The following is a 20898-nucleotide window of genomic DNA, read 5'->3' as shown; positions in this document are numbered from 1 at the left end:
CGGCCGCGGGGCCCGCTCGTCTCATTCGGCCGCCGTCTTGGGGATCCACGGCGGGGTCTGGCCCCAGGACCAGACCGGGACCTTGGCCGCGTCCACCGGCGGCGGGTTGGGGCCCGAGTAGATCAGTGCCATCCGGGTGCCCCACTCGATGTAGTAGGCGAACACCGCCCGGAACTCGGGGTCCGCCGGGAGGCCGACCTCGTCGGCGGTGTCCATCAGCAGGTCCACCCAGCGGCGGCGCTGCCGCTCGGTGATACCGCGCCCCAGGTGCTTGGTGGCCATGTGCATGTGGCCGCCGTGGTGCGCCGAGTAGTCGGACGGGCCGCCGAACACCTCCGACAGCCAGACCGCGACGTGCTGCGGGTGCTCCGCGTCCATGCCCGCGAAGACCGGGGCGAGGATCTCGTCCTGGAGGGCGTGGCCGTAGAAGGCGTCCGTCAGGCGCCCCATCGCCTCCGCGCCGCCCATCCACTCGTAGATCGTGGGCGTGGTGCTCATGACTGTCCGGCGGCCTTTCCCGGGCCGACGACGTCGGTGACGGAGTAGTGCTGCATCTCCTCGATGTTCGTCACGTACGGACGGATCGCCTGGAAGAACGCCGGGAAGTGCTCGCCCTTGCGGAAGCCGTTGAGGTGGGCGTCGACCGAGGTCCAGCGGATCCGCAGGATGTAGCGCTCGGTGTCCTCGGTGTTGTGGGCCAGCTCGTAGTCGATGCACTCGGGCGAGGCGGCCAGGGCCTCGGCCGCGCGGGCGTACGACTCCTCGAAGGCCTGCTGGTCCTGCGAGGCGATCCGGTAGCGGATGTACTCGACGGTGGTGGTCATGGTGTGCGTGCCTCTCCCTGGGATCAGGTCGTCCCGGATACTTTCCGGGATCTTCAGTGCCCGGTGGGGATTTCCGTCACTCCGGCCGAGACTTCTGGATGTCGGGGCCCTGCGCGCGCACCTGACGGACCTTGTCGAGGGACTCGCGCAGCTCCCGGAGCCACTCGTCGGCGTTCTCCCCGACGAGGCGCACGCACCAGGCCAGCGCGTCCGCCCGGCTGCGCGCGACGCCGCCGGCGACCAGGGTGTCGAGCACCTGGCGCTCGGACTGGCGCAGCCGGGTCATGACGGGGACGGCGAGGTGGGTGAAGAGCACGGTCTCCTCACCCGACTTCACGCCCCAGGCGACCTTGCGGCGGTAGAGCTCCTCGGCCTCGCGGGCCACCTCGACCCGCTGCTCGCGGGTGCGCTCGCGGAACTCCTTGACCGACTCGGACGCCGGGACGGCGCCGACGACGGTGATCTCCTCCCGGTCGACCGTGACCGAGACGAGGGACTCGTAGACGTCCACCGGCAGGCGCTCGGCGAACCACGCGCGGAGCTTCTCGCTCTGTTCGGCTGTAATCATGTAATCAACGTTGCGTCCGCTCTCCTCTTGATCGCAAGGCTCCGGGCGTTCGCCCTCAGCTCAGCCCATCGAGCGGTAGCGGTGGATCAGCGAGACCGCCATCGCCCCCTCGCCCACGCCCGAGGCGACCCGCTTGACCGAGTGGGCCCGTACGTCGCCGGCCGCGAAGACGCCGGGGACGCTGGTCTCCAGCGGGTAGGGGGCGCGCTCCAGGCTCCACTCCGCCGGGAGCTCGCCGCCGTTGGCGATCAGGTCGGAGCCGGTGAGGACGAAGCCGTACTCGTCGCGCTCCACCACCCCCGACAGCCAGTCCGTGTGCGGGCGGGCCCCGATGAAGGTGAACATGAACCGGGCCGGGACCTCCCGGTCCTCGCCGGTGTCCGCGTCGTGCAGGGTGATCCGCTCCAGGTGCTCCCCGCCGTCCAGGGCGGTGACGGTCGTGCGCACCTTCACCTCGATGTTCGGGGTGCGCTCGATCTCGTCGATCAGGTAGCGGGACATGCTCGCGTCCAGGGAGGCCGCGCGGACCAGGATGGTCACCCGGGCCGCGTACTTGGCGAAGTGCACCGCGGCCTGCCCGGCCGAGTTGGCGCCGCCCACGATGAACACGTGCTGGGAGATGCAGGCCGAACTCTCCGTGGTCGCCGCCCCGTAGTACAGGCCGGCGCCCTCGAAGCGGTCCGCGCCGGGGGCCTCCAGGCGGTTGTACGAGACCCCGGTCGCCAGCAGCACCGTCTCGGCGCTGATCTCCGTACCGTCCGCGAGGGTCAGGATCTTCGCCGGGTCGTCCCGGGTGAGGGAGACCACCTCCACCGGGTGCAGGATCTCCGCGCCGAAGCGGGAGGCCTGGATGGTGGCCCGGCGGGTCAGGTCCCCGCCGGAGAGGCCCGAGGGGAAGCCGAGGTAGTTCTCGATCAGGCTGGAGGTGCCGGCCTGGCCGCCCGGGGCGCGGGAGTCCAGCATCAGCGTGGACAGGCCCTCGGAGGCCGCGTACACCCCGGCGGCGAGCCCGGCAGGCCCGGCGCCGACGATCACGCACTCGTAGTGCGGGCGCGAGGCGGTGGTGGCCAGGCCCAGGTGCCGGGCGAGTTCGGCGTCGGTCGGCGCGGTGAGCACCGAGCCGTCGGGGAAGCGCACCAGCGGCAGCGCCGCCCCGGCCTGCGCGTCGGCGATCACCGTCAGCGCCTCGGGGTCACGCTCGACGTTCAGGAAGCGGAACGGCTGCCCGTTGCGGGTGAAGAAGTCGCGGACGGCGTGGGTCCCGGGGGAGACCAGGTGGCCCGCGACGATGATCCCGTCGTAGGCCGGACGGTAGGTGGCCAGCCAGTCCGAGAGCAGGTCGTCCAGGACCGGGAAGAGCCGCTCGTGCGGCGGGTCCCAGGGCTTGAGCAGGTAGTAGTCCAGCCGGACCCGGTTGATGGCGGTGATGGCCGCGTCCGTCTCCGCGTACGCCGTCAGCAGCACCCGGCGGGCGTCCGGGAACCGGCTGACCGCCTCCAGCAGGAACTCCACGCCGGTCACGTCGGGCATCCGCTGGTCGACGAGGAAGAGCGCGGGGTCGTGCCCGCGCTCGTCGAGGGAGTCCAGGATCTTCAGGGCGTCGGCGGCGGAGGAGGCGCCCAGCACCCGGTAGCGGTCGCCGTAGGCGCTGCGCAGGTCCCGGCGGACCGCCCGCAGCACCTGCGGGTCGTCGTCCACGGCCAGGATCACGGGCTTGCGGCTCTCGGCCCGTTCGGGGCTCCCCGACGCGGCGGCACTCGTGGCGGGGGAGGCGGTGGGGGAGGCGGGGCTCCCCTGGGCCGCGCTCACGCCGGCTCCAGCATCAGCTGGTCGGCGTAGCACCAGGCCCAGTCCTCACCGGGCTCGTGCGAGGCCGCGATCGGGTGGGTCGTCGCCCGGTAGTGCCGGGTGGCGTGCCGGTTCTTCGAGGAGTCGCAGCAGCCGACGTGCCCGCAGCTCAGGCACATCCGCAGGTGCACCCAGACGTCCCCCAGGCGCAGGCACTCCTCGCAGCCGTCAGCCGATGGCTTCACGGCACGTATCTGGTCGACGTGTGTGCACAGCAGGTCCTTCGTCATCGTTCCCCGTCCCTCTCCTCACGCACTCCTGACCCGGCGCGCCCGCCCTGCACGGCGCGTCCAGACCATAAATCGGGGATCTTGGAATGGTTCAGCGATCCGGCCGAGGTCAGGAAGTCCGGCACGTACTTCCTGACCTCCCGGGGCTACTAGGTGAGGTGCCGCCACCACCTTGCCCGCTACCTCACGAAGTCGCATTCCAGCCCTTTGACGCAGGCTCCGGGCGCACGCAGTGTGGTGGACGCAAACGACAACAGGCCGCGCCTGGAGGAATCCGTGAGCAGAAAGATTCTGGTCATTGTCTCCGAACACGGTTACTGGTCCGAGGAACTGATCGGTCCCGTTTCGAAGTTCGACGAGCAGGGCTACGAGATCACATTCGCCACGCCGACCGGAAAGCGCGCCCACGCGCTTCCGCCGAGCCTCGACCCGAACTACGTCGACCCTCCCCTCGGCCGCTCGGTCACCTCGGAGGAGAACGCCCGGCTGGGCCGGGAGTTCGAGCAGTCCAACCGCCTCGACACGCCCCTCGACATCGAGGCGTGGGTGCCGGAGCGCCCGTACACGAGCGACGGCGAGTACCTGCGCAAGCTGGAGCAGTACCACCGGGACCTGGAGAAGCTTGAGGCCGACATCGCCGGCTACGACGCGATCCTCATCGTCGGCGGCAGCGGTCCCATCGTCGACCTCGCCAACAACGAGCGGGTCCACGCCCTGATCCTGGCCTTCAAGAACGCCGGCAAGGTCGTCGCCGCCGAGTGCTACGGCGTCGCCTGCCTGGCCTTCGCCCGCGACTGGGGCGACCGCAGGAGCATCATCTGGGGCAAGCACGTCACCGGTCACTGCAAGGAGTACGACTACAAGGACGGCACCGGATTCCTCGGCACCGACTTCAACATGGGACCGCCGCCGTACCCGCTGGAGTACATCCTGCGCGACGCGACCGGCCCGCGCGGCGCCTATCACGGGAATTTCGGCCACCCGCTGTCGGTGATAGTCGACTATCCCTTCGTCACCGGCCGCTCCACCCCCGACTCGTATCTCACGGGGCAGAAGATCGTGGAAGTCCTGGAGAACGGTCTCACCCGTTACGGGTGGTAGGGGAATGAGGGGGAGTCCGATGAATTCCGAAGCCACTCCCGGACGGGAAAGGCTGATCGAGCAGTTCAAGGCCGACGGCCTGACGGTGATGTTCGGAAATCCGGGAACGGTGGAACAGGGATTCCTCGACGCGGTCGACGCGGCGGCGGACTTCCAGTACGTCCTGGCCCTCCAGGAGACCGTGGCCGCCGGCATCGCCGACGGCTACGCCCGGGCCACCGGGGGTGCGGCGCTGCTCCAGCTGCACTCCGGGGTGGGGCTGGGCAACGGCATCGGGATGCTCTACCAGTCGCTGCGCGGCCACACCCCGCTGGTCGTGGTCGCCGGCGACGCCGGGGTGCGCTACGACGCCATGGACGCCCAGATGGCCTCCGACCTGGTGGCCATGGCCAAACCCGTCACCAAGTACGCGACCCGGGTCACCGACCCCCGGTCCGTGCTGCGCACGATCCGGCGGGCCGTGAAGATCGCCCTCACCCCGCCGCGCGGCCCGGTGTTCGTGGCCCTGCCCATGGACGTCCTGGACGAGCTCAACTCCGAGCCCGTCCTGCCCGCCACGGTGCCGCTCACCGACGTGGCGCCCTCGCCGGCGTCGGTGGGCCGGGCGGCCGAGCTCCTCGCCTCCGCCGAACGGCCGCTGATCCTCGTCGGGGACGGGGTCGCGCTCTCCGGGGCGCAGGCCGAACTCGCCGCCGTCGCCGAGCTGCTGGGCGCCGACGTGTACGAGGTCGACTCCTCCGAGGTCAACATCGCCGCCTCGCACCCGCTGCGCCGGGGCCAGACCGGCCACATGTTCGGCCCGCACAGTAAGGAACTCGTCGGCGGGGCGGACGGGGTGCTGATCGTCGGTACCTACGTCTTCCCCGAGGTGTTCCCCGAACTGGAGAACCCCTTCCGGCCCGGCGCCAAGGTCGTGCACATCGACCTGAACGCCTACGAGATCGCCAAGAACCACCCCGTCGACCTCGGGCTGGCCGCCGACCCGCGCCAGGCGCTGCGCGCGCTGGCCGGCGTACTGGAACAGCGGCTGACCCCGGCCCGGCGGGCGGCGGCGGCCGCGCGGATCGACGTACGGACCCGGGAGCGGGCCCGTGCCACCCGGCAGGCGTCCCCGGACGACGACACGGCGATGGGCGTCTTCCTGCGGACCCTGGCCGAACGCACCCGCGGGGACCTGATCGTCTTCGACGAGGCGCTCACCACCTCCCCGCTGGTCACCCGCCACCTGCCGCCGGAGCGGCCGGGCGACTACCACCTCACCCGGGGCGGTTCGCTGGGCGTGGGCTTCCCGGGGGCGGTCGGCGCCAAGCTGGCCCGCCCGGACCGGCTCGTCGTCGGCTTCGCGGGCGACGGCGGGTCGATGTACACCTACCAGGCGCTGTGGACGGCGGTCCGGCACGGGATCGACGCCAAGTTCGTGGTCTGCAACAACCGCAAGTACCGGCTGCTCGACGACAACATCGCCCAGTACTGGCGCGAACGGGACATCGCCGAGCACCCCTTCCCGGGCTCCTTCGACCTCTCCCGCCCCGAGATCGACTTCGCGGGGCTGGCCCGGGCGCTGGGCGCCGACGGGACGCGGGTGGAGAAGCCGGACGAGGCGGCGGCCGCCGTGGACCGGATGCTGGCCCACCCCGGCCCGTTCCTCGTCGACGTCCAGATCTGAACCGACCGGACCCCACCGAACAGGAGGAGACCGCATGCCCGCCGAGCGGCTGACCGAGGACGCGATCCGCAGCTTCGCCGAGAACTGGTACGTGGCCCTGGACCGCCACCTCCCGCTGGAGCAGGTCCTCGCCCTCATCACCGAGGACCTGGAGTTCAAGGTCCCCGAGGACACCTTCCTCGGCCACCAGGGCTTCGGCCGCTGGTACGAGGCCGTCACCCACCGGTTCTTCGACGAGGTGCACACGGTCACCAAGGTGGAGCCGGTCATCGAGGGGGACCGGGCGATCGTCCGCGTCCTCGTCAACTGGCAGGCCAAGATCTGGGACGCGCCGGCCGCCCGCAGCCAGTGGCTCGGCTTCGACGCCGACCAGACCTGGACCGTGGTGGCGGGCGCCGACGGACCGCTGATCAAGCAGTACACCGTCAACGACCTGGCCCCGATGCCCGGTTCGGGCTCGCTCTGAGAGGGCGGCGGCGATGACCGAAGTGACCCGCGAGCGGGTCGAGGCCGCCTACCGCGCCCTCGGCTCCGGAGACCGCGCGCGCATCCTGGAGTACTACTCCGAGGACCTGCGCTGGCTGGTGCCCGGCAACCACCCGCTGGCCGGCTGGTACGAGAGCCTGGACGCCTTCCTGGAGCTGATGGGCCAGACCCACAAGCTCACCGGCGGCACCTTCCGGATGGAGCTGGAGGCCGTCCTCACCGGACCGGACTGCAGCGCCGACGTCTGCCGCAACACCGCCCTGCGGGACGGCGCGGACCCGGCCACCGGCTCCCCGTACGAGCGCATGGACTACCCGGTCTTCCACTTCATGCGGTGGCGGGACGGGCGGATCGTCGAGGGCCGCGACGGGCTCTTCGGCGACACGGCCAGTGCCTTCAGCCAGTTCTGGGCGCCCTTCGCGCCGGACGGCACCCGCAGGGACCGATAGGGGGATGAGAGACGCGATGGACGCCCGAACGATCCTGACCAAATACTACGAGTACGCCAACGCCGGTGACTGGGACCGCTGGTGCGACCTGTTCGCCGAGGACCAGGTCATGGACGAGCAGCTCGCCGGACACATCGAGGGCCTGGAGACCCTGCGCTCGATGATGAAGGGCATGGGGACCATGTACCGGGTCTTCCGCAACGAGCCCGTCCACTTCCTGGTCGACGGGGAGAAGGCCGCGGCCGTCTCCCACATCACCGCCGTCAGCCCCTCCGGCCAGGCCATCGAGGCCGAGGTGATGAACTTCTTCCGGATCGTGGACGGCCGGATCGCCTACATGGCGAACTACCACGACACCGTTCCCTTCCAGGTGCTGAGCCAGGACTGAGGGGACCCGACCGTGGCCACAGAGCAGTACGACTACGTGATCGTCGGCTCCGGCACCGCCGGCAGCGTCCTCGCCGACCGCCTCTCCGCCGACCCGGACGTCTCCGTCCTGGTCCTGGAGGCCGGCGGCAACCGCATCCCGCCCGAGGTGGACGACCCGTCCTCCTGGTACAAGCTGCTCGGCGGACCCGTCGACTGGGGCTACACCAGCGTCCCGCAGCCGGGCCTGGGCGGGCGGCGCACCTACGAACCGCGCGGCAAGGCCCCCGGCGGCAGCAGCAACCTCTACATCATGATGCACATCCGGGGCCACGCCTCGGACTTCGACAACTGGGCCTACCAGGGCGCGGCCGGCTGGGCGTACGAGGACGTGCTCCCGTACTTCGCCCTCCTGGAGTCCCAGGAGGACGTCACCGCCGCCACCACCGGCACCGCCGGACCGCAGCGGGTCACCAACGCCGGGCGGCACGGGCCCAACCCGGTCTCCCGCGCCTTCATCGACGCCGCCGTCGAGCTCGGCCACCGCGAGATCGACGACTTCAACACCGACGGCCCGCGCGGCGGCCTCTTCGGCACCGGCTGGCACCACATCGACGTGGCCGACGGCCGCCGCCAGGGCACCCTGGCCTCCTACCTGGAGCCGGCCCTCACCCGCCCCAACCTGACCCTGCGCACCAGCGCCCAGTCCACCCGGCTGCTCTTCGACGGGGACACCTGCACGGGCGTGGAGTACGCGCAGCTGAAGCCGCCGGCCGACGTCCCGGGCCGCACGGTACGGGACCGCCACAGCACGGCCGCGGCCCCCGGGCTCCACACCGTACGGGCCCGCCGCGAGGTGATCGTGGCCGCCGGGGCGATCGAGTCCCCGAAGCTGCTGCTGCTCTCCGGCATCGGCCACCCCGAGCAGCTGCGCGAGCACGGCATCGCCGTCACCGCGGCCGTGCCCGGGGTGGGCGAGAACTTCCACAACCACGTCCTGACCGGGCTGATGGCCGAGGTCACCCAGGAGCTCCCGGCGCCCGCGCAGAACCTGTCGGAGAGCGCCCTGTTCCTCTCCTCCCGGCCCGGGCTGCCCGCGCCGGACCTCCAGATCGCCTTCGTCCACGTCCCCTTCGACGTGATCGTCGGCCAGGACCACCCGAACACGGTGTCCATCCTCCCCGGGGTCGTCCGCCCGGTCTCGCGCGGCTGGATCCGGCTCGCGAGCGCCGACCCGCTCGCCCACCCGCTGATCCACCCGAACTACCTGGGCGACCGCTGGGACCTGGAGCGGATGGTGCAGGGCGTCAAGCTCGCCCGGGAGATCTTCGCCACCTCGGCCTTCTCGCCCTGGTACAAGCAGGAGCTCCAGCCGGGACCCGGCGCCGTCACCGACGAGGACCTGCGGACCTTCGTCCGGCAGAAGGCGGAGAGCTACCACCACCAGGCGGGCTCCTGCCGTATGGGCGTCGACGACCTCGCCGTCGTCGATCCCGAGCTGCGGGTGCACGGCGTCCGGAACCTGCGCGTCGTCGACGCGAGCGTGATGCCGGCCGTCCCGTCGGGCAACTGCCACACCGCCATCGCGATGATCGCCGAGCGCGCGGCGGACTTCCTCACCGGCCGGAACAGGGGGGCCCGACGTGCCTGACGTCGTACTGCGCGAGGGCGCGCTGAGCGGGACGCGGATCGCGGTCCTGGTCGAGAGCGACTTCTACGAGCCGGAGATCTTCTACTACGGGCACCGGTTCGCGGAGGAGGGCGCCGAGGTCGACTTCCTGACCCGGCTGTGGGGCAACGACTCCATCACCTTCTCCGGACACGAGTACCGGGCGCCGTTCACCGCCGACAAGTCCCTGGAGGGGCTGAGCGACGAGGAGCTGCGCGGCTACGCCGCCGTCATCGTGCCCTCCGGCATGGTGGCCGACCGGCTGCGCTACACCGAGGACGTGGACGTGCTGGCGCCCGCGACCGAGTTCCTGCGCCGGGCCTTCGAGGAGCCCACGGTCCTCAAGGGGATCATCTGCCACGGCATGTGGCTGGCCTCCTCGATCCCGGACAAGGTCCGCGGCCGCAAGGTGGTCTGCCACAACAACCTCATCGGCGACGTCCGCAACATGGGCGCCGAGTACGTCAACGAGGACGTGGTGGTCGACGGGGACCTGGTCACCGGCCGCACCGGCGCCCACCACCACCTCTTCGCCCGCCGGATCATCGAACTGGTGGCGGCCGGGCGGGGCCGGGGGAACGGCTGATGACCGCCGCCGGCGAGCGCGCGATGGTCTGGTCGCACGTCGGCCTCAACTGCGCCGACCAGAAGAGCACCGAGGAGTTCTACACCCGCTACTTCGGCTTCACCCGGGCCCGGGTGGTCGACCTCGGGGAGGCGCGGATCGTGTTCCTGCGCAAGGGGGACGCGTACCTGGAACTCTTCGAGTCGGCCGCCGGCCCGGCCCGTCCGGCCCTGGACGACGGGCCGCCGGCCCCGGGCCGGATCCGGCACCTGGCCTTCCAGACCGACAGCGTCGACGCGTTCCTCGCGGAACTGGGCGACGCGGCCGACGTGACCCTGGGGCCGCTGGACTTCGACGACTTCATCTGCGGCTGGCGGACCGTGTGGGTCCGCGATCCCGACGGGGTGATCGTCGAGGTCAGTCAGGGATTCGAGGACGACCGCTCACACGACAAGGACGGTGCATGACATGGCGGGCACGACCGGTTTCTCCTTCTCCGACACGATCGCGGGCTACGTCGTCCGCTTCGACTCCGCCTCGCGGCTGCTGCGGCTGAAGACCGCCGACGACCGGGAGTTCGACGTCTCGCTCGCCTCGGGCCCCAGCGCCGAGCTGGTCCGCAACCTGGACGAGCCGTACATCGACGCCTCCGGCCACATCGACGAGATGCTCTCGCCGGGCCGCCTGCTCTTCGCCTACGGCGTCCACTACCCCGAGCAGGGCGGGCGCTTCGACGCCAAGCGGCTGGTGTTCCTGGGCCGCAGCGCCGAGGACTACCGCTTCGAGGACGCCGGCTGGTGGGTGAAGCAGATCGAGTCCCTGGCCGACTTCTACAAGCGGGCGCAGTTCGGCGACGGGCCGGTGGACTTCACCCAGTACCGCACCGAGATCCGGCTCGGCGGTGACAAGACCGCCAGCCACGTCCAGGAGACCGACACCATCTCCCGTCTGGTCTACGGCATGGCCTCGGCCTACCTGCTGACCGGCAAGGACGAGTACCTGGAGGTCGCCGAGCGCGGCACCGAGTACCTGCGCAAGCACATGCGGGTCGTGGACACCGAGGAAGACGTCGTCTACTGGTACCACGGCATCAGCGTCGACGGGGACAGCGAGCGCAAGCTGTTCACCTCGGAGTTCTCCGACGACTACGACGCGATCCCGATGTACGAGCAGATCTACGCCCTGGCCGGCCCGATCCAGACCTACCGGGTCACCGGCGACGTCCGGATCAAGAACGACGCCGACGCCACCATCCGGCTGTTCGACAAGTTCTTCCTCGACCCGGAGCAGGGCGGCTACTTCTCGCACATCGACCCGATCCTCTTCAGCCCCGACCACGAGTCCCTCGGCGAGAACGCCGAGCGCAAGAACTGGAACTCGGTCGGCGACCACGCGCCCGCGTACCTGATCAACCTGTACCTGGCGACCGGCGACCAGAAGTACGCCGACTTCCTCGAGTACACCTTCGACACCATCGCGGACAAGTTCCCGGACTACAAGAACAGCCCGTTCGTCCAGGAGCGCTTCTTCCGCGACTGGTCGCACGACACCGCGCACAGCTGGCAGCAGAACCGCGCGGTCGTCGGGCACAACCTGAAGATCGCCTGGAACCTGATGCGGATGAACTCGCTGAAGGCCAAGCCCGCCTACGAGGAGCTCGCCCGGAAGATCGGCGAGATCATGCCGGCCGTCGGCAGCGACCTCCAGCGCGGCGGCTGGTACGACGTCGTGGAGCGGGTGAAGGAGGGGGACCAGGAGACGTATCGTTTCGCCTGGCACGACCGCAAGGCCTGGTGGCAGCAGGAGCAGGCGATCCTCGCCTACCTCATCCTGAGCGGCACCGTCGGCGGTGAGGCGAACCTGCGCGAGGCCCGCCAGGCGCAGGCCTTCTACAACACCTTCTTCCTCGACCACGACGAGGGGGCCGTGTACTTCAACGTGCTCGCCAGCGGCACGCCGTACCTGCTCGGCACCGAGCGGCTCAAGGGCAGCCACTCGATGTCCATGTACCACTCGGCGGAGCTGTGCTACCTCGCCGCCGTCTACAACAACCTGCTCATCAACGGCCGGGAGATGGACTTCCACTTCCAGCCCGACCCGACCGACCTGCCCGGCCGGACGCTGCGCGTCTCGCCCGACCTGCTGCCCGCGGGCTCGGTGCGGATCGCGTCCGTGGAGATCGACGAGAAGCCGTACGAGGAGTTCGACGCGGACGAGCTGACCGTCCACCTCCCCGACGTCCAGGGACGGGTGAAGGTCAAGGTCCGGCTCCGGCCGGTGGCCCAGAAGTAGTGCCCAACGGGGGGCGCCCCAACCAGAGGGGAAGCACGACATGAGTCTGAACCTGAAGGAACGCCGCAACAAGACGGGCACCGTGCTCGTCGCCACCGGCGAGATCAACAGCGAGACCTCCGGCACCCTGCTGGAAACCCTGCTGCCGCTCGTCCGCGAGGGCCGGCCGCTGCGCATCGACCTGACCGCCGTCACCTACGTCTCCAGCGCCGGCCTGCGCACCCTGCTGGTCGTCTACCGCGAGGCCCAGCACGCCGGCGTCGCCGTCACCCTGTACGGGGTGAGCGAGGAGGTCCGGTTCGTCATGTCGGCCACCGGCTTCCTCGACTTCTTCGAGACCGGCGAGGCCGCGGCCGCCGCCGGCCGGGCCAAGGCCGCGCGATGAGCGAGGCCCGGTCCGAACGAGTGCTGCGCGTGGACGCGTACCCGACCCACGAGGTGGGCGGGTACCGCGTCCGCGCGGGCAAGCCGTTCCCCTTCGGGGCCAACGTGGTCCCCGGCGGGGTCAGCTTCTCCGTCTTCTCCGACCAGGCCACCTCCATGACCCTGGTCATCTACAAGCGCGGAGAGCCCGAGCCGATGGCCGAGCTGGAATTCCCCGAGGAGTTCCGCACCGGCAGCGTCTTCTCCATGACGGTCTTCGGCCTCGACCACGAGAACATCGAGTACGGGTACCGGGCCGACGGCCCCTACGACCCGGTCACCGGCCACCGCTTCGACGCCCGCCAGGTCCTCTCCGACCCCTACGCCCGGCTGATCGCCGGCCGTGACGTGTGGGGCGTGGAGCCGGACCGCAGCCGCGGCTACCAGTACCGCTCGCGGGTCTGCCTCCAGGACTTCGACTGGGGCGACGACACCCCGCTGGGGATCCCCGCCGAGGACCTCGTCGTGTACGAGGCCCACGTGCGCGGCTTCACCCGGCACCCCTCCTCGCGGGTCACCGCCCCCGGCACCTTCGCGGGGCTGCGGGAGAAGATCCCGTACCTGAAGGAGCTCGGGGTCAACTGCATCGAACTCCTGCCCGTCTTCGAGTTCGACGAGAGCGACAACCCGCGCAGCAACCCGGAGACCGGCGAGAAGCTCTACGACTACTGGGGCTACAACACCGTCTCCTTCTTCGCGCCCAAGGCCGGCTACGCGGCCACCGGACGCTACGGGATGCAGGGCGACGAGTTCCGCACCCTGATCAAGGACCTGCACGCGGCCGGCATCGAGGTCATCCTCGACGTCGTCTTCAACCACACCGCCGAGGGCAACGAGCAGGGCCCGACCATCTCCTTCAAGGGCCTCGACAACGCCACGTACTACATGCTCACGCCCGAGGGGTACTACTTCAACTTCAGCGGCACCGGCAACACGGTCAACTGCAACCACCCCGTGGTGCGCAACTACGTGCTCGACTGCCTGCGCCACTGGGTCGCCGACTACCACGTCGACGGCTTCCGGTTCGACCTCGCGGCCATCCTCGGCCGGGACCTGGACGGCACTCCGCTGCCCAACCCGCCGCTGCTGGAGATGCTCGCCTTCGACCCCGTCCTGCGGCACACCAAGCTCATCGCCGAGGCCTGGGACGCCGGCGGCCTCTACGAGGTCGGCAACTTCCCGGCCTACGGCCGCTGGGCCGAGTGGAACGGCAAGTACCGCGACACCGTGCGCAGCTTCCTCAAGGGCGACCCCGGGGTCACCGGGGAGCTGGCCACCAGGATCGCGGGCTCGCCCGACCTCTACTCCGGCCGCGGGACCACCGCCTCCGTCAACTTCCTGACGGCGCACGACGGTTTCACCCTGGCCGACCTGGTCTCGTACAACGACAAGCACAACGAGGCCAACGGCGAGGGCAACAACGACGGGGCCAACGACAACAACAGCTGGAACTGCGGGGCCGAGGGCCCCACGGACGACCCCGAGGTCAACGCGCTGCGGCTGCGGCAGATGAAGAACGCCATGGCCATCCTCCTCACCAGCCAGGGCATCCCGATGCTGCTGTCCGGGGACGAAGTCGCCCGCACCCAGCAGGGCAACAACAACACCTACTGCCAGGACAACGAGCTGTCCTGGTTCGACTGGGACCAGGTCGGGGAGAACGCCGAACTGCTCCGCTTCACCCGCGAGATGATCGCCTTCCGGGGCCGCCACCGCGAGCTGCGCTCCACCAGCCACCCCACCGGCAAGCTCCGCGACGGCCTCGGGCTGCCGGACATCAGCTGGCACGGGGAGCGGGCCTGGCAGCCCGACTGGTCGCCGGAGAGCCGCCTGATCGCGGTGGCCCGCTGCGGCACCAACGACGAGGACGTGGTGTACGTCGCCATGAACTCGCACTGGGAGGCGCACGACCTGGAACTGCCCGCCCTGCCCCATGGGCGCAGCTGGCACCTGTTCGCCGACACCGGCGCCGAGGCCCCGTACGACATCCGCACCCCGGGGACGGAGCAGGAGCTCGACAACGCCGGCAAGTACCTGATCGGCCCGCGCTCGGTCGTGATCCTGGTCGGCCGCGCCAACGACCCCGAGTGACCGAAGGAGACCTGACATGCCGCTTTCCGTGTCCCTGAGCATCGACGGCGACACCACCGTGATCGAACTGACGGGCGAGCTGGACGCCAAGACGGCACCGGAGTTCCACCAGACCATCGAGAAGGCCGCCGGCCACGGCACCAGCACCGTCGAGATCCGGATGGCGGGCGTCGGCTACATGGCCAGCGCCGGGCTGCGCTCCCTGGTCTTCGCCCAGCAGAAGGTCGCGGAGCACGTGACCATCAAGGTGGTCGGCGCCATCGAGCCCGTCTCGCGGACCATCCGCACGGCCGGGCTCGACCGCAGCATCGTGCTCGCCGATGACTGAGTCACCGACGACCGAGCGGGGCCCCCGGGCCGGTGAGTGACGTGGTCGAACTGGCGAGGAAGCCCGCCGTACTGGAGGTGCCCGCGACGCTGGGGGCCCTGGGCGAGATCGCCGCGTTCGTCCTGCGGCTCGCCGCCCGGGCCCGCCTCGGCACCGGGGCGACCTACCGCATCCGGCTGGCCGTCGACGAACTGGCCACCAACATCGTGATGCACGGGTACCGGGGCGGCGAGGGACGGATCACCGTCCTGGGCCGCTCCGGTCCCGAAGGGGTGCGGATCGTCATCGAGGACACCGCCCCCGCGTTCGACCCCGTCGCGGGCCGCCTGCCCCCCGCCCCCGGGGTCCCCCCGGAGCGGCGGCGGGTCGGCGGCCTCGGCATCCACCTGGCCCTGACCAGCGTGGACACGTACACCTATGCCCGCAGGGACGGCCGCAACATCAGCACGCTGACCGTCAAGGCCGAGGGGACGGACGCATGCCCTCCACAACCGTGATCATCCTCGACGTGGATCCGCTGCCGCCGGCCGAACTGCTCGACTCGCTCCGGCTGATGGACGCGGAACTCGTCAGCCCCACCCTTTCGCACCTGCTGCGCGGCCGCCTGGACGCGCTGCCCACCGGGGACGTGCTCCTCGTCCCCGCCGAAGCCGACCCCGACACCGTGCGCACGGTCGTACGCCGGCTGCGCCGCTGGGCCGGGGCCCCGATCGTGGTCGCCTGGACCGCGGGGGACTTCCCCGCCCTGGAGCGGCACGTCCGCCTGGGCCACGACTACCTCGTCCCGCCCTTCCTGCCCTCCCTGGTCGGGGCCCGGCTGCGCAGCTGCACCGAACGGGCCGGACTCGGCCGCACCGTGCAGGAGGCCGACGCCCGCGCCGAACTCATGGGCTACGAGAAGGAACTGGAGATCGGCCGGGAGATCCAGGCCGGCTTCCTGCCCGAATCACTGCCCGTACCCGCCGGCTGGGAGATCGACGTACGCTTCCGGCCGGCCCGGCAGGTCGCCGGGGACTTCTACGACGTCTTCGAGATCTCCCGGGGCCGCAGGCTGGCCCTCGTGGTCGCCGACGTCTGCGACAAGGGGGTGGGCGCCGCCCTCTTCATGGCGCTGATCCGCTCCCTGCTCCGCCACACCGCCGAGAACAGCGGGCTCCAGCACCTGATGGCCGCCGGCCGCACCGGCGGCAGCCGGCGCACCCCGGTGGTCGGCGCCACGCCGCTGCTCAACGCGGTCACCGCCACCAACGGCTACCTCACCCGCAACCACCTCAGGCAGGGCTACTTCGCCACCCTCTTCTTCGGCGTCCTGGACCCCCACACCGGCAGCCTCGTCTACATCAACGGCGGTCACAACCCGCCGCTGCTGCTCTCCGGCGACGGCTCCGGCACCCGGGCGCTCGAGGTCACGGGACCGGCGGTCGGGGTCCTGCCCGACTGCGTCTACACCCTCGGCTACGCCCAGCTCGACCCGGGCGACACCCTGTTCGTCTTCACCGACGGAGTACCCGAGGCGCGCTGCCCCCAGGGTGACTTCCTGGGCGACGAGAGGATGCTCGAACTGCTCGCCGGCCCCCCGGCGAGCGGCCGGGACGTGGTCGACCTGATGGACCGGGCGGTGCGCGAGCACACCGGCACCGCCGAACAGCACGACGACGTCACCATGCTGGCCCTGCACCGGCCACGTGCGGCGCGGGGGCCGCATGCGGACGGTGACGGCTACCGGGTGGTGGCGTGATGACCCGGACCATCGTGGTGCACTCGCACCGCGGCGGCACCGGGAAGTCGTCGGTGCTCGCCAATCTGGCGCTGCTGCTGGCGGCCGCCGGACGGCGGGTCGGAGTGGTCGACACGGACCTCCAGTCGCCCACGCTGGACCTGCTGTTCGGGGTGGCGCCCGGCCCCGGCTCGCTGGCCGACTACCTGCTCGGCCGCTGCGAGATCGAGGCCGCGGCCCGGCGCACCGCGGTCCCCGGGCTGTACGTCGTACCGGCCCGGACCGGGACGGCGGCCCTGCGGGAGCTCATGGCCACCGGGTACGACGTGGGCCTGCTCCCGGAGGGTTTCGAGCGGCTGGCGCGCAGCCACGCGCTGGACGTCCTGCTGCTCGACACCCACGCGGGGCTCAACAACGAGTCGGTGACCGCCATGGGCAGCGCCGACGTCGTACTGATCATGACGAGGGCGGACCGCGTCGACCTCTCCGGGGTCGAGGAGACCATCGCCCTCGCCGGGCGGCTGGCCTGCCGGCGCGCCCTCGTCCTGAGCATGGCGCCCGAGGGCGTCGATCACGAAGCCGTCCGCCGGCGCGCCGAGGAGGTATACGGCACCCCCCTGGCCGGAATCCTCCCGTACGTACCGGAAATGGCGGCCCTCTACGGCGAACGCATATTCGCCGACGCGTTCCCCGACCACCCCCTGGTCGGTGAATTCCGCACGATCCTCACGGCGTTGGACGCACGTGACGAAGTATCGCGGGCCTGACGTCGCCCCCTTACGCGCCTCTTCAGTGGCGTGTTGAATCGGCAGCGAATCCAGAACAAGGAGAGAATCATGAGGATTCTCGTCGTCTTGACGGCAAAGGCCACCCTCCATCTCCTGGACGGGGAGCAGCACCCCTCGGGCTTCTGGGCCGAGGAATTCGTGGTTCCCTACACCCTCTTCCAGGCCGCCGGCCACACCGTCGACGTGGCGACGATCGGGGGTGTCACCCCCACGGTCGACCAGACCAGCATCGACCCCCAGTTCCTGCAGTACGTGCGCCCGGCGGGCTCGCCCGACGAGGACGCCGCCAACGCGGCCGAGTACGTGCGCGTCATCGAGCGGGCCCCCCAGCTCCAGAACCCGCTCGCGATCGAGTCGCTCGGCGAGAAGGACGTCGCCGGGTACGACGCGCTCTACATCAGCGGCGGCCACGGGGCCATCGGCGACCTGCCCAAGTCCGACGACCTGGCGCAGGTGCTGCGCTGGGCCATCGCCCAGGACAAGCCGATCGCCACGGTCTGCCACGGCCACACCTCCCTCCTCGCCCTGCGCGACGGAGAGGGCCGCTGGCCCTTCGAGGGGTACCGGATGACGGCGTTCTCCCACGAGGAGGAGCTGGTCACCAACATGGCCGGCCGGCTCCCGCTGATCCTGGAGGCCGAACTGACCAGGCTCGGCGCCCGCTACGAGAAGGCCGACGCGATCTGGGACTCGCACGTCGTCGTCGACCGCAAGCTCACCACCGGCCAGAACCCCTACTCCTCCAAGGCCCTCGCCGAGACGTTTCTGCGGCAGCTCGACGAGGCCTAGCCCCCGCGACACCGGAAGGTGCAGCCATGACCAAGCGCGAGCTCAGCGGCCACCCCCTGGCCCATCCCGGGAAGCTGTTCATCGGCGGCCAATGGGTCCCGGCCCGGGACGGCCGTACGGAGCCGGACATCAGCCCGATCGACGGACAGGAGATCGTGCCGGTGGCCCAGGCCGCCGCGACCGACGCGGACGCCGCCGTCGCGGCCGCCCGCGCGGCGTACGAGGAAGGTCCCTGGAGCCGGCTGTCGGCCCAGGAGCGCGCGCTGCGGCTGAACCGGGTCGGTGAACTGATCGAACGGGACCTGGAGGAGATAGCCCTGCTGGAGACGGTGGACATGGGCAAGCCGTTCGCCTTCTCCAGCACGGTCGACGCACCCATGGCCGCCCAGCTGATGCACTACTACGCGGGCGCGGTCACCCGGGTCGACGGCTCCTCCAGGGCTCCCGCCGGCGGTCAGCTCGCCTACACCCTGCGCGAGCCGCTGGGCGTGGTCTGCGCCATCACCCCGTTCAACTTCCCGCTCCTGCTGTCGATGACCAAGATCGCCCCGGCCCTCGCGGCCGGGAACACGGTCGTCCACAAGCCCTCCCCGGCCACCCCGCTCACCGCCCTCAAGATCGCCGAACTGTTCCAGGAGGCGGAGATCCCCGACGGGGTGCTGAACGTCGTCACCGGACCCGGCGTGGAGCTGGGGGAGACCCTCACCGGCCACCCCGGCATCGACAAGATCGCCTTCACCGGCTCCACCGCCGTCGGACAGTCGATCATCCGCAAGTCGGCGGGCACCCTGAAGAAGGTGACGATGGAACTCGGCGGCAAGTCCGCCAACATCGTCTTCGCCGACGCCGACCTCGACGCCGCCGAGGAACTCGCCTTCTTCGGCATCTACTACAACAAGGGCGAGATCTGCACGGCCGGCTCCCGGCTGCTGCTCCAGCGCCCGATCCACGACGAACTGGTCGAACGCCTGGTCCGCCGGGCCGCCGCCCTCAAGCCCGGCGACCCGCGCGACCCGCAGACCCTCTTCGGCCCGCTCGCCCACCGCGCCCAGTTCGACAAGGTCAGCTCCTACATCGAGGTGGGCGAGAAGGAAGGCGCGGTGCTGCGCACCGGCGGCTCCGGCTGGACCCCCGAGGGGGCCTCCAGCCAGGGCCTGTACTTCCTGCCGACCGTCTTCACCGGCGTCGACAACGGGATGCGCATCGCCCAGGAGGAGATCTTCGGACCCGTCCTGTCGATCATCCCCTTCGACACGGAGGAGGACGCCGTACGCATCGCCAACGACAGCGCGTACGGCCTCGCCGCCGGCGTCCACACCAAGGACCTGCGCCGGGCCCACCGGGTCGCCTCGCAGATCAAGGCCGGCACGGTCTGGGTCAACTGCTACAACCAGTACGACCCCTCCGTCCCCTACGGCGGCTACAAGGCCTCCGGCTACGGCCGCGAGTGCGGCCCGGAGTCCCTGGAGAGCTACACCCAGACCAAGTCGGTCTGGATCGGCATGGACTGACGTACGGACCGACGTACGGACCGACGTCCGGCAGCGCCGGACCGAGCGATCGAGGAGCCTCAATGCGGACAGGCGTCATCGGCACCGGGCGGATCGGCTCGACCCTGGCGAGGATCCTGGTGGCGGCAGGCCACGAGGTGGTCCTCGCCAACGGCACCGGGCCGCAGTCCCTCGCCCCCCTGCTCGCCGAACTGGGCCCCGCCGCCACCGCGGCGCGCCCCGTCGAGGCGGCCGGCCGGGCCGACCTCCTGGTGCTGATGGTGCCCTACGCGAGCGTGCGCGGGCTGCTGCCCCCGCACGTCGTGCAGGACAAGGTGCTGGTGGACTCCACCAACGCCTTCAGCGGCCCCGGCACCCCCGCCGACCTGGGCGGCCGTGCCTCCAGCGAACTGGTCGCCGAGTGGTATCCCGGCGCCCGGGTCGTGAAATCCCTGAACACCATGCATTACGAAACGCTCGCCGTCGCCGGGAAAGCCGGAGGGGAACGCCTCGCCCATTACACGGCGGGCGACGACCCGAAGGCGAAGGAAATCGTCGCGGGAATCATCACCGATCTCGGATTCGCCGCCGTCGACACCGGACCGCTGCATTCCGGTGGAATTCTCCAGCAGCCCGGCGGCCCCCTCTTCAACCGGTCGCTCACGGAAGCGCAGGCGCTCGCATGGATCTGACACCCGCCCCCACCCTGACCCTCCACGTGAACGGAAGACCCGAGGAGTTCGCGGCGCGGCCGAGCGAACTCCTCGTGGAACGGCTCCGCGACGGACTCGGGCTGACCGGCACCAAGGTCGGCTGCGACACCGGCCAGTGCGGCTCCTGCGTGGTCCGCCTCGACGGCAGGTCCGTCAAGAGCTGCCTGGTCCTCACCGCCTCCGCCGTCGGCTCGGAGGTCACCACCATCGAGGGGGTGTCCGACCGGGGCGGGGAGCTGACCGGCCTCCAGGAGGCCCTGCGCCAGGAACACGGCACCCAGTGCGGGTTCTGCACCCCCGGCATGGTCATGGCGCTGGGCGAACTCGTCGAGAACACCGGCCCGGGCCAGGCGCCCACCGAGCCCGAGATCCGCGAGTGGCTCACCGGCAACCTGTGCCGCTGCACCGGCTACCACAGCGTGGTCCGTGGCGTGCAGCGCGCCTGCGCCGCGCCCGCCGAGTCCGGCGCCGCGCCCGCGGCCGAGGGGCGGTGAG

General features: G+C 70.7%; 24 protein-coding genes. 19 read left to right on the top strand and 5 right to left on the bottom strand.

Features of this window, described 5'->3' with window-relative positions; genetic code table 11:
* Positions 1-21: 21 nt before the first annotated feature.
* The 5 genes from ABT403_RS16685 to ABT403_RS16665 all read right to left on the bottom strand — a co-directional run bounded on the left by ABT403_RS16685 (position 22) and on the right by ABT403_RS16665 (position 3470).
* Positions 22-498, bottom strand: coding sequence for a group II truncated hemoglobin (locus ABT403_RS16685; protein WP_344159480.1), 477 nt, complete (start codon positions 496-498; stop codon positions 22-24).
* Positions 495-824: a putative quinol monooxygenase gene (locus ABT403_RS16680; protein WP_344159483.1), complete on the bottom strand. Its 330-nt coding sequence runs from the start codon at positions 822-824 to the stop codon at positions 495-497. Before ABT403_RS16680 ends, ABT403_RS16685 begins: the two co-directional genes overlap by 4 nt.
* A 76-nt stretch (positions 825-900) precedes the next feature.
* On the bottom strand, positions 901-1392 hold the full coding sequence (gene abmR / locus ABT403_RS16675; protein WP_344159486.1) for an ATP-binding transcription factor AbmR: 492 nt from the start codon (positions 1390-1392) through the stop codon (positions 901-903).
* Positions 1393-1452: 60 nt separating this feature from the next.
* Positions 1453-3102: an FAD-dependent oxidoreductase gene (locus ABT403_RS16670; RefSeq protein WP_344159807.1), complete on the bottom strand. Its 1650-nt coding sequence runs from the start codon at positions 3100-3102 to the stop codon at positions 1453-1455.
* Positions 3103-3197: 95 nt separating this feature from the next.
* Positions 3198-3470: a UBP-type zinc finger domain-containing protein gene (locus ABT403_RS16665; protein WP_344159489.1), complete on the bottom strand. Its 273-nt coding sequence runs from the start codon at positions 3468-3470 to the stop codon at positions 3198-3200.
* Between the two features lie 276 nt (positions 3471-3746).
* Between ABT403_RS16665 and ABT403_RS16660 the strand changes: the two genes are divergently transcribed.
* From ABT403_RS16660 to ABT403_RS16570, 19 genes are all read left to right on the top strand, one after another.
* Positions 3747-4571, top strand: a complete 825-nt coding sequence (locus ABT403_RS16660; RefSeq protein WP_344159492.1) for a type 1 glutamine amidotransferase domain-containing protein — start codon at positions 3747-3749, stop codon at positions 4569-4571.
* A gap of 19 nt (positions 4572-4590) precedes the next feature.
* Entirely contained in the window at positions 4591-6237 is a 1647-nt protein-coding gene (locus ABT403_RS16655; RefSeq protein WP_344159495.1) for a thiamine pyrophosphate-binding protein, read from the top strand.
* Positions 6238-6271: 34 nt separating this feature from the next.
* Positions 6272-6703 (top strand): nuclear transport factor 2 family protein, encoded by a 432-nt coding sequence (locus tag ABT403_RS16650; RefSeq protein ID WP_344159498.1) that lies wholly within the window; start codon positions 6272-6274, stop codon positions 6701-6703.
* A 13-nt stretch (positions 6704-6716) separates the two neighbouring features.
* Positions 6717-7172 carry a nuclear transport factor 2 family protein gene (locus tag ABT403_RS16645; protein WP_344159501.1) on the top strand — a complete coding sequence of 152 codons (456 nt, stop codon included), beginning with the start codon at positions 6717-6719 and terminating at the stop codon, positions 7170-7172.
* A gap of 16 nt (positions 7173-7188) precedes the next feature.
* Positions 7189-7560 carry a nuclear transport factor 2 family protein gene (locus ABT403_RS16640; RefSeq protein ID WP_344159504.1) on the top strand — a complete coding sequence of 124 codons (372 nt, stop codon included), beginning with the start codon at positions 7189-7191 and terminating at the stop codon, positions 7558-7560.
* A 12-nt stretch (positions 7561-7572) separates the two neighbouring features.
* The gene (locus ABT403_RS16635; RefSeq protein WP_344159507.1) at positions 7573-9189 is read left to right on the top strand and encodes a GMC family oxidoreductase; all 1617 of its coding nucleotides are present in this window, start codon (positions 7573-7575) and stop codon (positions 9187-9189) included.
* On the top strand, positions 9182-9793 hold the full coding sequence (locus tag ABT403_RS16630) for a DJ-1/PfpI family protein (protein ID WP_344159510.1): 612 nt from the start codon (positions 9182-9184) through the stop codon (positions 9791-9793). The genes ABT403_RS16635 and ABT403_RS16630 overlap by 8 nt, the downstream gene beginning before the upstream one ends.
* Complete coding sequence (locus ABT403_RS16625; RefSeq protein WP_344159513.1) at positions 9793-10239, top strand: VOC family protein; 447 nt, start codon at positions 9793-9795, stop codon at positions 10237-10239. Before ABT403_RS16630 ends, ABT403_RS16625 begins: the two co-directional genes overlap by 1 nt.
* Before the next feature lies 1 nt (position 10240).
* Entirely contained in the window at positions 10241-12064 is a 1824-nt protein-coding gene (locus ABT403_RS16620; protein ID WP_344159517.1) for an AGE family epimerase/isomerase, read from the top strand.
* Positions 12065-12104: 40 nt separating this feature from the next.
* Positions 12105-12449 carry an STAS domain-containing protein gene (locus ABT403_RS16615; RefSeq protein WP_344159520.1) on the top strand — a complete coding sequence of 115 codons (345 nt, stop codon included), beginning with the start codon at positions 12105-12107 and terminating at the stop codon, positions 12447-12449.
* Entirely contained in the window at positions 12446-14578 is a 2133-nt protein-coding gene (gene glgX, locus ABT403_RS16610; protein WP_344159523.1) for a glycogen debranching protein GlgX, read from the top strand. The genes ABT403_RS16615 and glgX overlap by 4 nt, the downstream gene beginning before the upstream one ends.
* A 16-nt stretch (positions 14579-14594) precedes the next feature.
* Positions 14595-14906 (top strand): STAS domain-containing protein, encoded by a 312-nt coding sequence (locus ABT403_RS16605; protein ID WP_344159526.1) that lies wholly within the window; start codon positions 14595-14597, stop codon positions 14904-14906.
* A gap of 32 nt (positions 14907-14938) precedes the next feature.
* Positions 14939-15403, top strand: coding sequence for an ATP-binding protein (locus ABT403_RS16600; protein WP_344159529.1), 465 nt, complete (start codon positions 14939-14941; stop codon positions 15401-15403).
* Positions 15385-16644 (top strand): PP2C family protein-serine/threonine phosphatase, encoded by a 1260-nt coding sequence (locus tag ABT403_RS16595; RefSeq protein WP_344159532.1) that lies wholly within the window; start codon positions 15385-15387, stop codon positions 16642-16644. Before ABT403_RS16600 ends, ABT403_RS16595 begins: the two co-directional genes overlap by 19 nt.
* Positions 16644-17390 (top strand): AAA family ATPase, encoded by a 747-nt coding sequence (locus ABT403_RS16590; protein WP_344159535.1) that lies wholly within the window; start codon positions 16644-16646, stop codon positions 17388-17390. Before ABT403_RS16595 ends, ABT403_RS16590 begins: the two co-directional genes overlap by 1 nt.
* A 69-nt stretch (positions 17391-17459) precedes the next feature.
* Positions 17460-18200, top strand: coding sequence for a type 1 glutamine amidotransferase domain-containing protein (locus ABT403_RS16585; RefSeq protein WP_344159538.1), 741 nt, complete (start codon positions 17460-17462; stop codon positions 18198-18200).
* Positions 18201-18226: 26 nt separating this feature from the next.
* Positions 18227-19711, top strand: coding sequence for an aldehyde dehydrogenase family protein (locus ABT403_RS16580; RefSeq protein ID WP_344159541.1), 1485 nt, complete (start codon positions 18227-18229; stop codon positions 19709-19711).
* A gap of 62 nt (positions 19712-19773) precedes the next feature.
* On the top strand, positions 19774-20382 hold the full coding sequence (locus ABT403_RS16575) for an NADPH-dependent F420 reductase (RefSeq protein ID WP_425580198.1): 609 nt from the start codon (positions 19774-19776) through the stop codon (positions 20380-20382).
* On the top strand, positions 20373-20897 hold the full coding sequence (locus ABT403_RS16570; protein WP_344159547.1) for a (2Fe-2S)-binding protein: 525 nt from the start codon (positions 20373-20375) through the stop codon (positions 20895-20897). The genes ABT403_RS16575 and ABT403_RS16570 overlap by 10 nt, the downstream gene beginning before the upstream one ends.
* Position 20898 lies beyond the last annotated feature (1 nt).

It is taken from the genome of Streptomyces sp. NPDC000075, from assembly GCF_040301925.1.
Lineage (GTDB): Bacteria > Actinomycetota > Actinomycetes > Streptomycetales > Streptomycetaceae > Streptomyces > Streptomyces polychromogenes.
This window is presented reverse-complemented; position numbering and strand designations above follow the sequence as displayed.

Excerpts from the sequence above, each read along its gene's own strand:
- ABT403_RS16575 (WP_425580198.1), top strand. The coding sequence starts at position 19,774 with ATGCGGACAGGCGTCATCGGCACCGGGCGGATCGGCTCGACCCTGGCG.
- ABT403_RS16645 (WP_344159501.1), top strand. The coding sequence starts at position 6,717 with ATGACCGAAGTGACCCGCGAGCGGGTCGAGGCCGCCTACCGCGCCCTC.
- ABT403_RS16585 (WP_344159538.1), top strand. The coding sequence starts at position 17,460 with ATGAGGATTCTCGTCGTCTTGACGGCAAAGGCCACCCTCCATCTCCTG.
- ABT403_RS16685 (WP_344159480.1), bottom strand. The coding sequence starts at position 498 with ATGAGCACCACGCCCACGATCTACGAGTGGATGGGCGGCGCGGAGGCG.
- ABT403_RS16665 (WP_344159489.1), bottom strand. The coding sequence starts at position 3,470 with ATGACGAAGGACCTGCTGTGCACACACGTCGACCAGATACGTGCCGTG.
- ABT403_RS16570 (WP_344159547.1), top strand. The coding sequence starts at position 20,373 with ATGGATCTGACACCCGCCCCCACCCTGACCCTCCACGTGAACGGAAGA.
- glgX (WP_344159523.1), top strand. The coding sequence starts at position 12,446 with ATGAGCGAGGCCCGGTCCGAACGAGTGCTGCGCGTGGACGCGTACCCG.
- ABT403_RS16640 (WP_344159504.1), top strand. The coding sequence starts at position 7,189 with ATGGACGCCCGAACGATCCTGACCAAATACTACGAGTACGCCAACGCC.
- ABT403_RS16620 (WP_344159517.1), top strand. The coding sequence starts at position 10,241 with ATGGCGGGCACGACCGGTTTCTCCTTCTCCGACACGATCGCGGGCTAC.
- ABT403_RS16580 (WP_344159541.1), top strand. The coding sequence starts at position 18,227 with ATGACCAAGCGCGAGCTCAGCGGCCACCCCCTGGCCCATCCCGGGAAG.
- ABT403_RS16650 (WP_344159498.1), top strand. The coding sequence starts at position 6,272 with ATGCCCGCCGAGCGGCTGACCGAGGACGCGATCCGCAGCTTCGCCGAG.
- ABT403_RS16605 (WP_344159526.1), top strand. The coding sequence starts at position 14,595 with ATGCCGCTTTCCGTGTCCCTGAGCATCGACGGCGACACCACCGTGATC.
- ABT403_RS16625 (WP_344159513.1), top strand. The coding sequence starts at position 9,793 with ATGACCGCCGCCGGCGAGCGCGCGATGGTCTGGTCGCACGTCGGCCTC.
- abmR (WP_344159486.1), bottom strand. The coding sequence starts at position 1,392 with ATGATTACAGCCGAACAGAGCGAGAAGCTCCGCGCGTGGTTCGCCGAG.
- ABT403_RS16595 (WP_344159532.1), top strand. The coding sequence starts at position 15,385 with ATGCCCTCCACAACCGTGATCATCCTCGACGTGGATCCGCTGCCGCCG.
- ABT403_RS16615 (WP_344159520.1), top strand. The coding sequence starts at position 12,105 with ATGAGTCTGAACCTGAAGGAACGCCGCAACAAGACGGGCACCGTGCTC.
- ABT403_RS16680 (WP_344159483.1), bottom strand. The coding sequence starts at position 824 with ATGACCACCACCGTCGAGTACATCCGCTACCGGATCGCCTCGCAGGAC.
- ABT403_RS16655 (WP_344159495.1), top strand. The coding sequence starts at position 4,591 with ATGAATTCCGAAGCCACTCCCGGACGGGAAAGGCTGATCGAGCAGTTC.
- ABT403_RS16590 (WP_344159535.1), top strand. The coding sequence starts at position 16,644 with ATGACCCGGACCATCGTGGTGCACTCGCACCGCGGCGGCACCGGGAAG.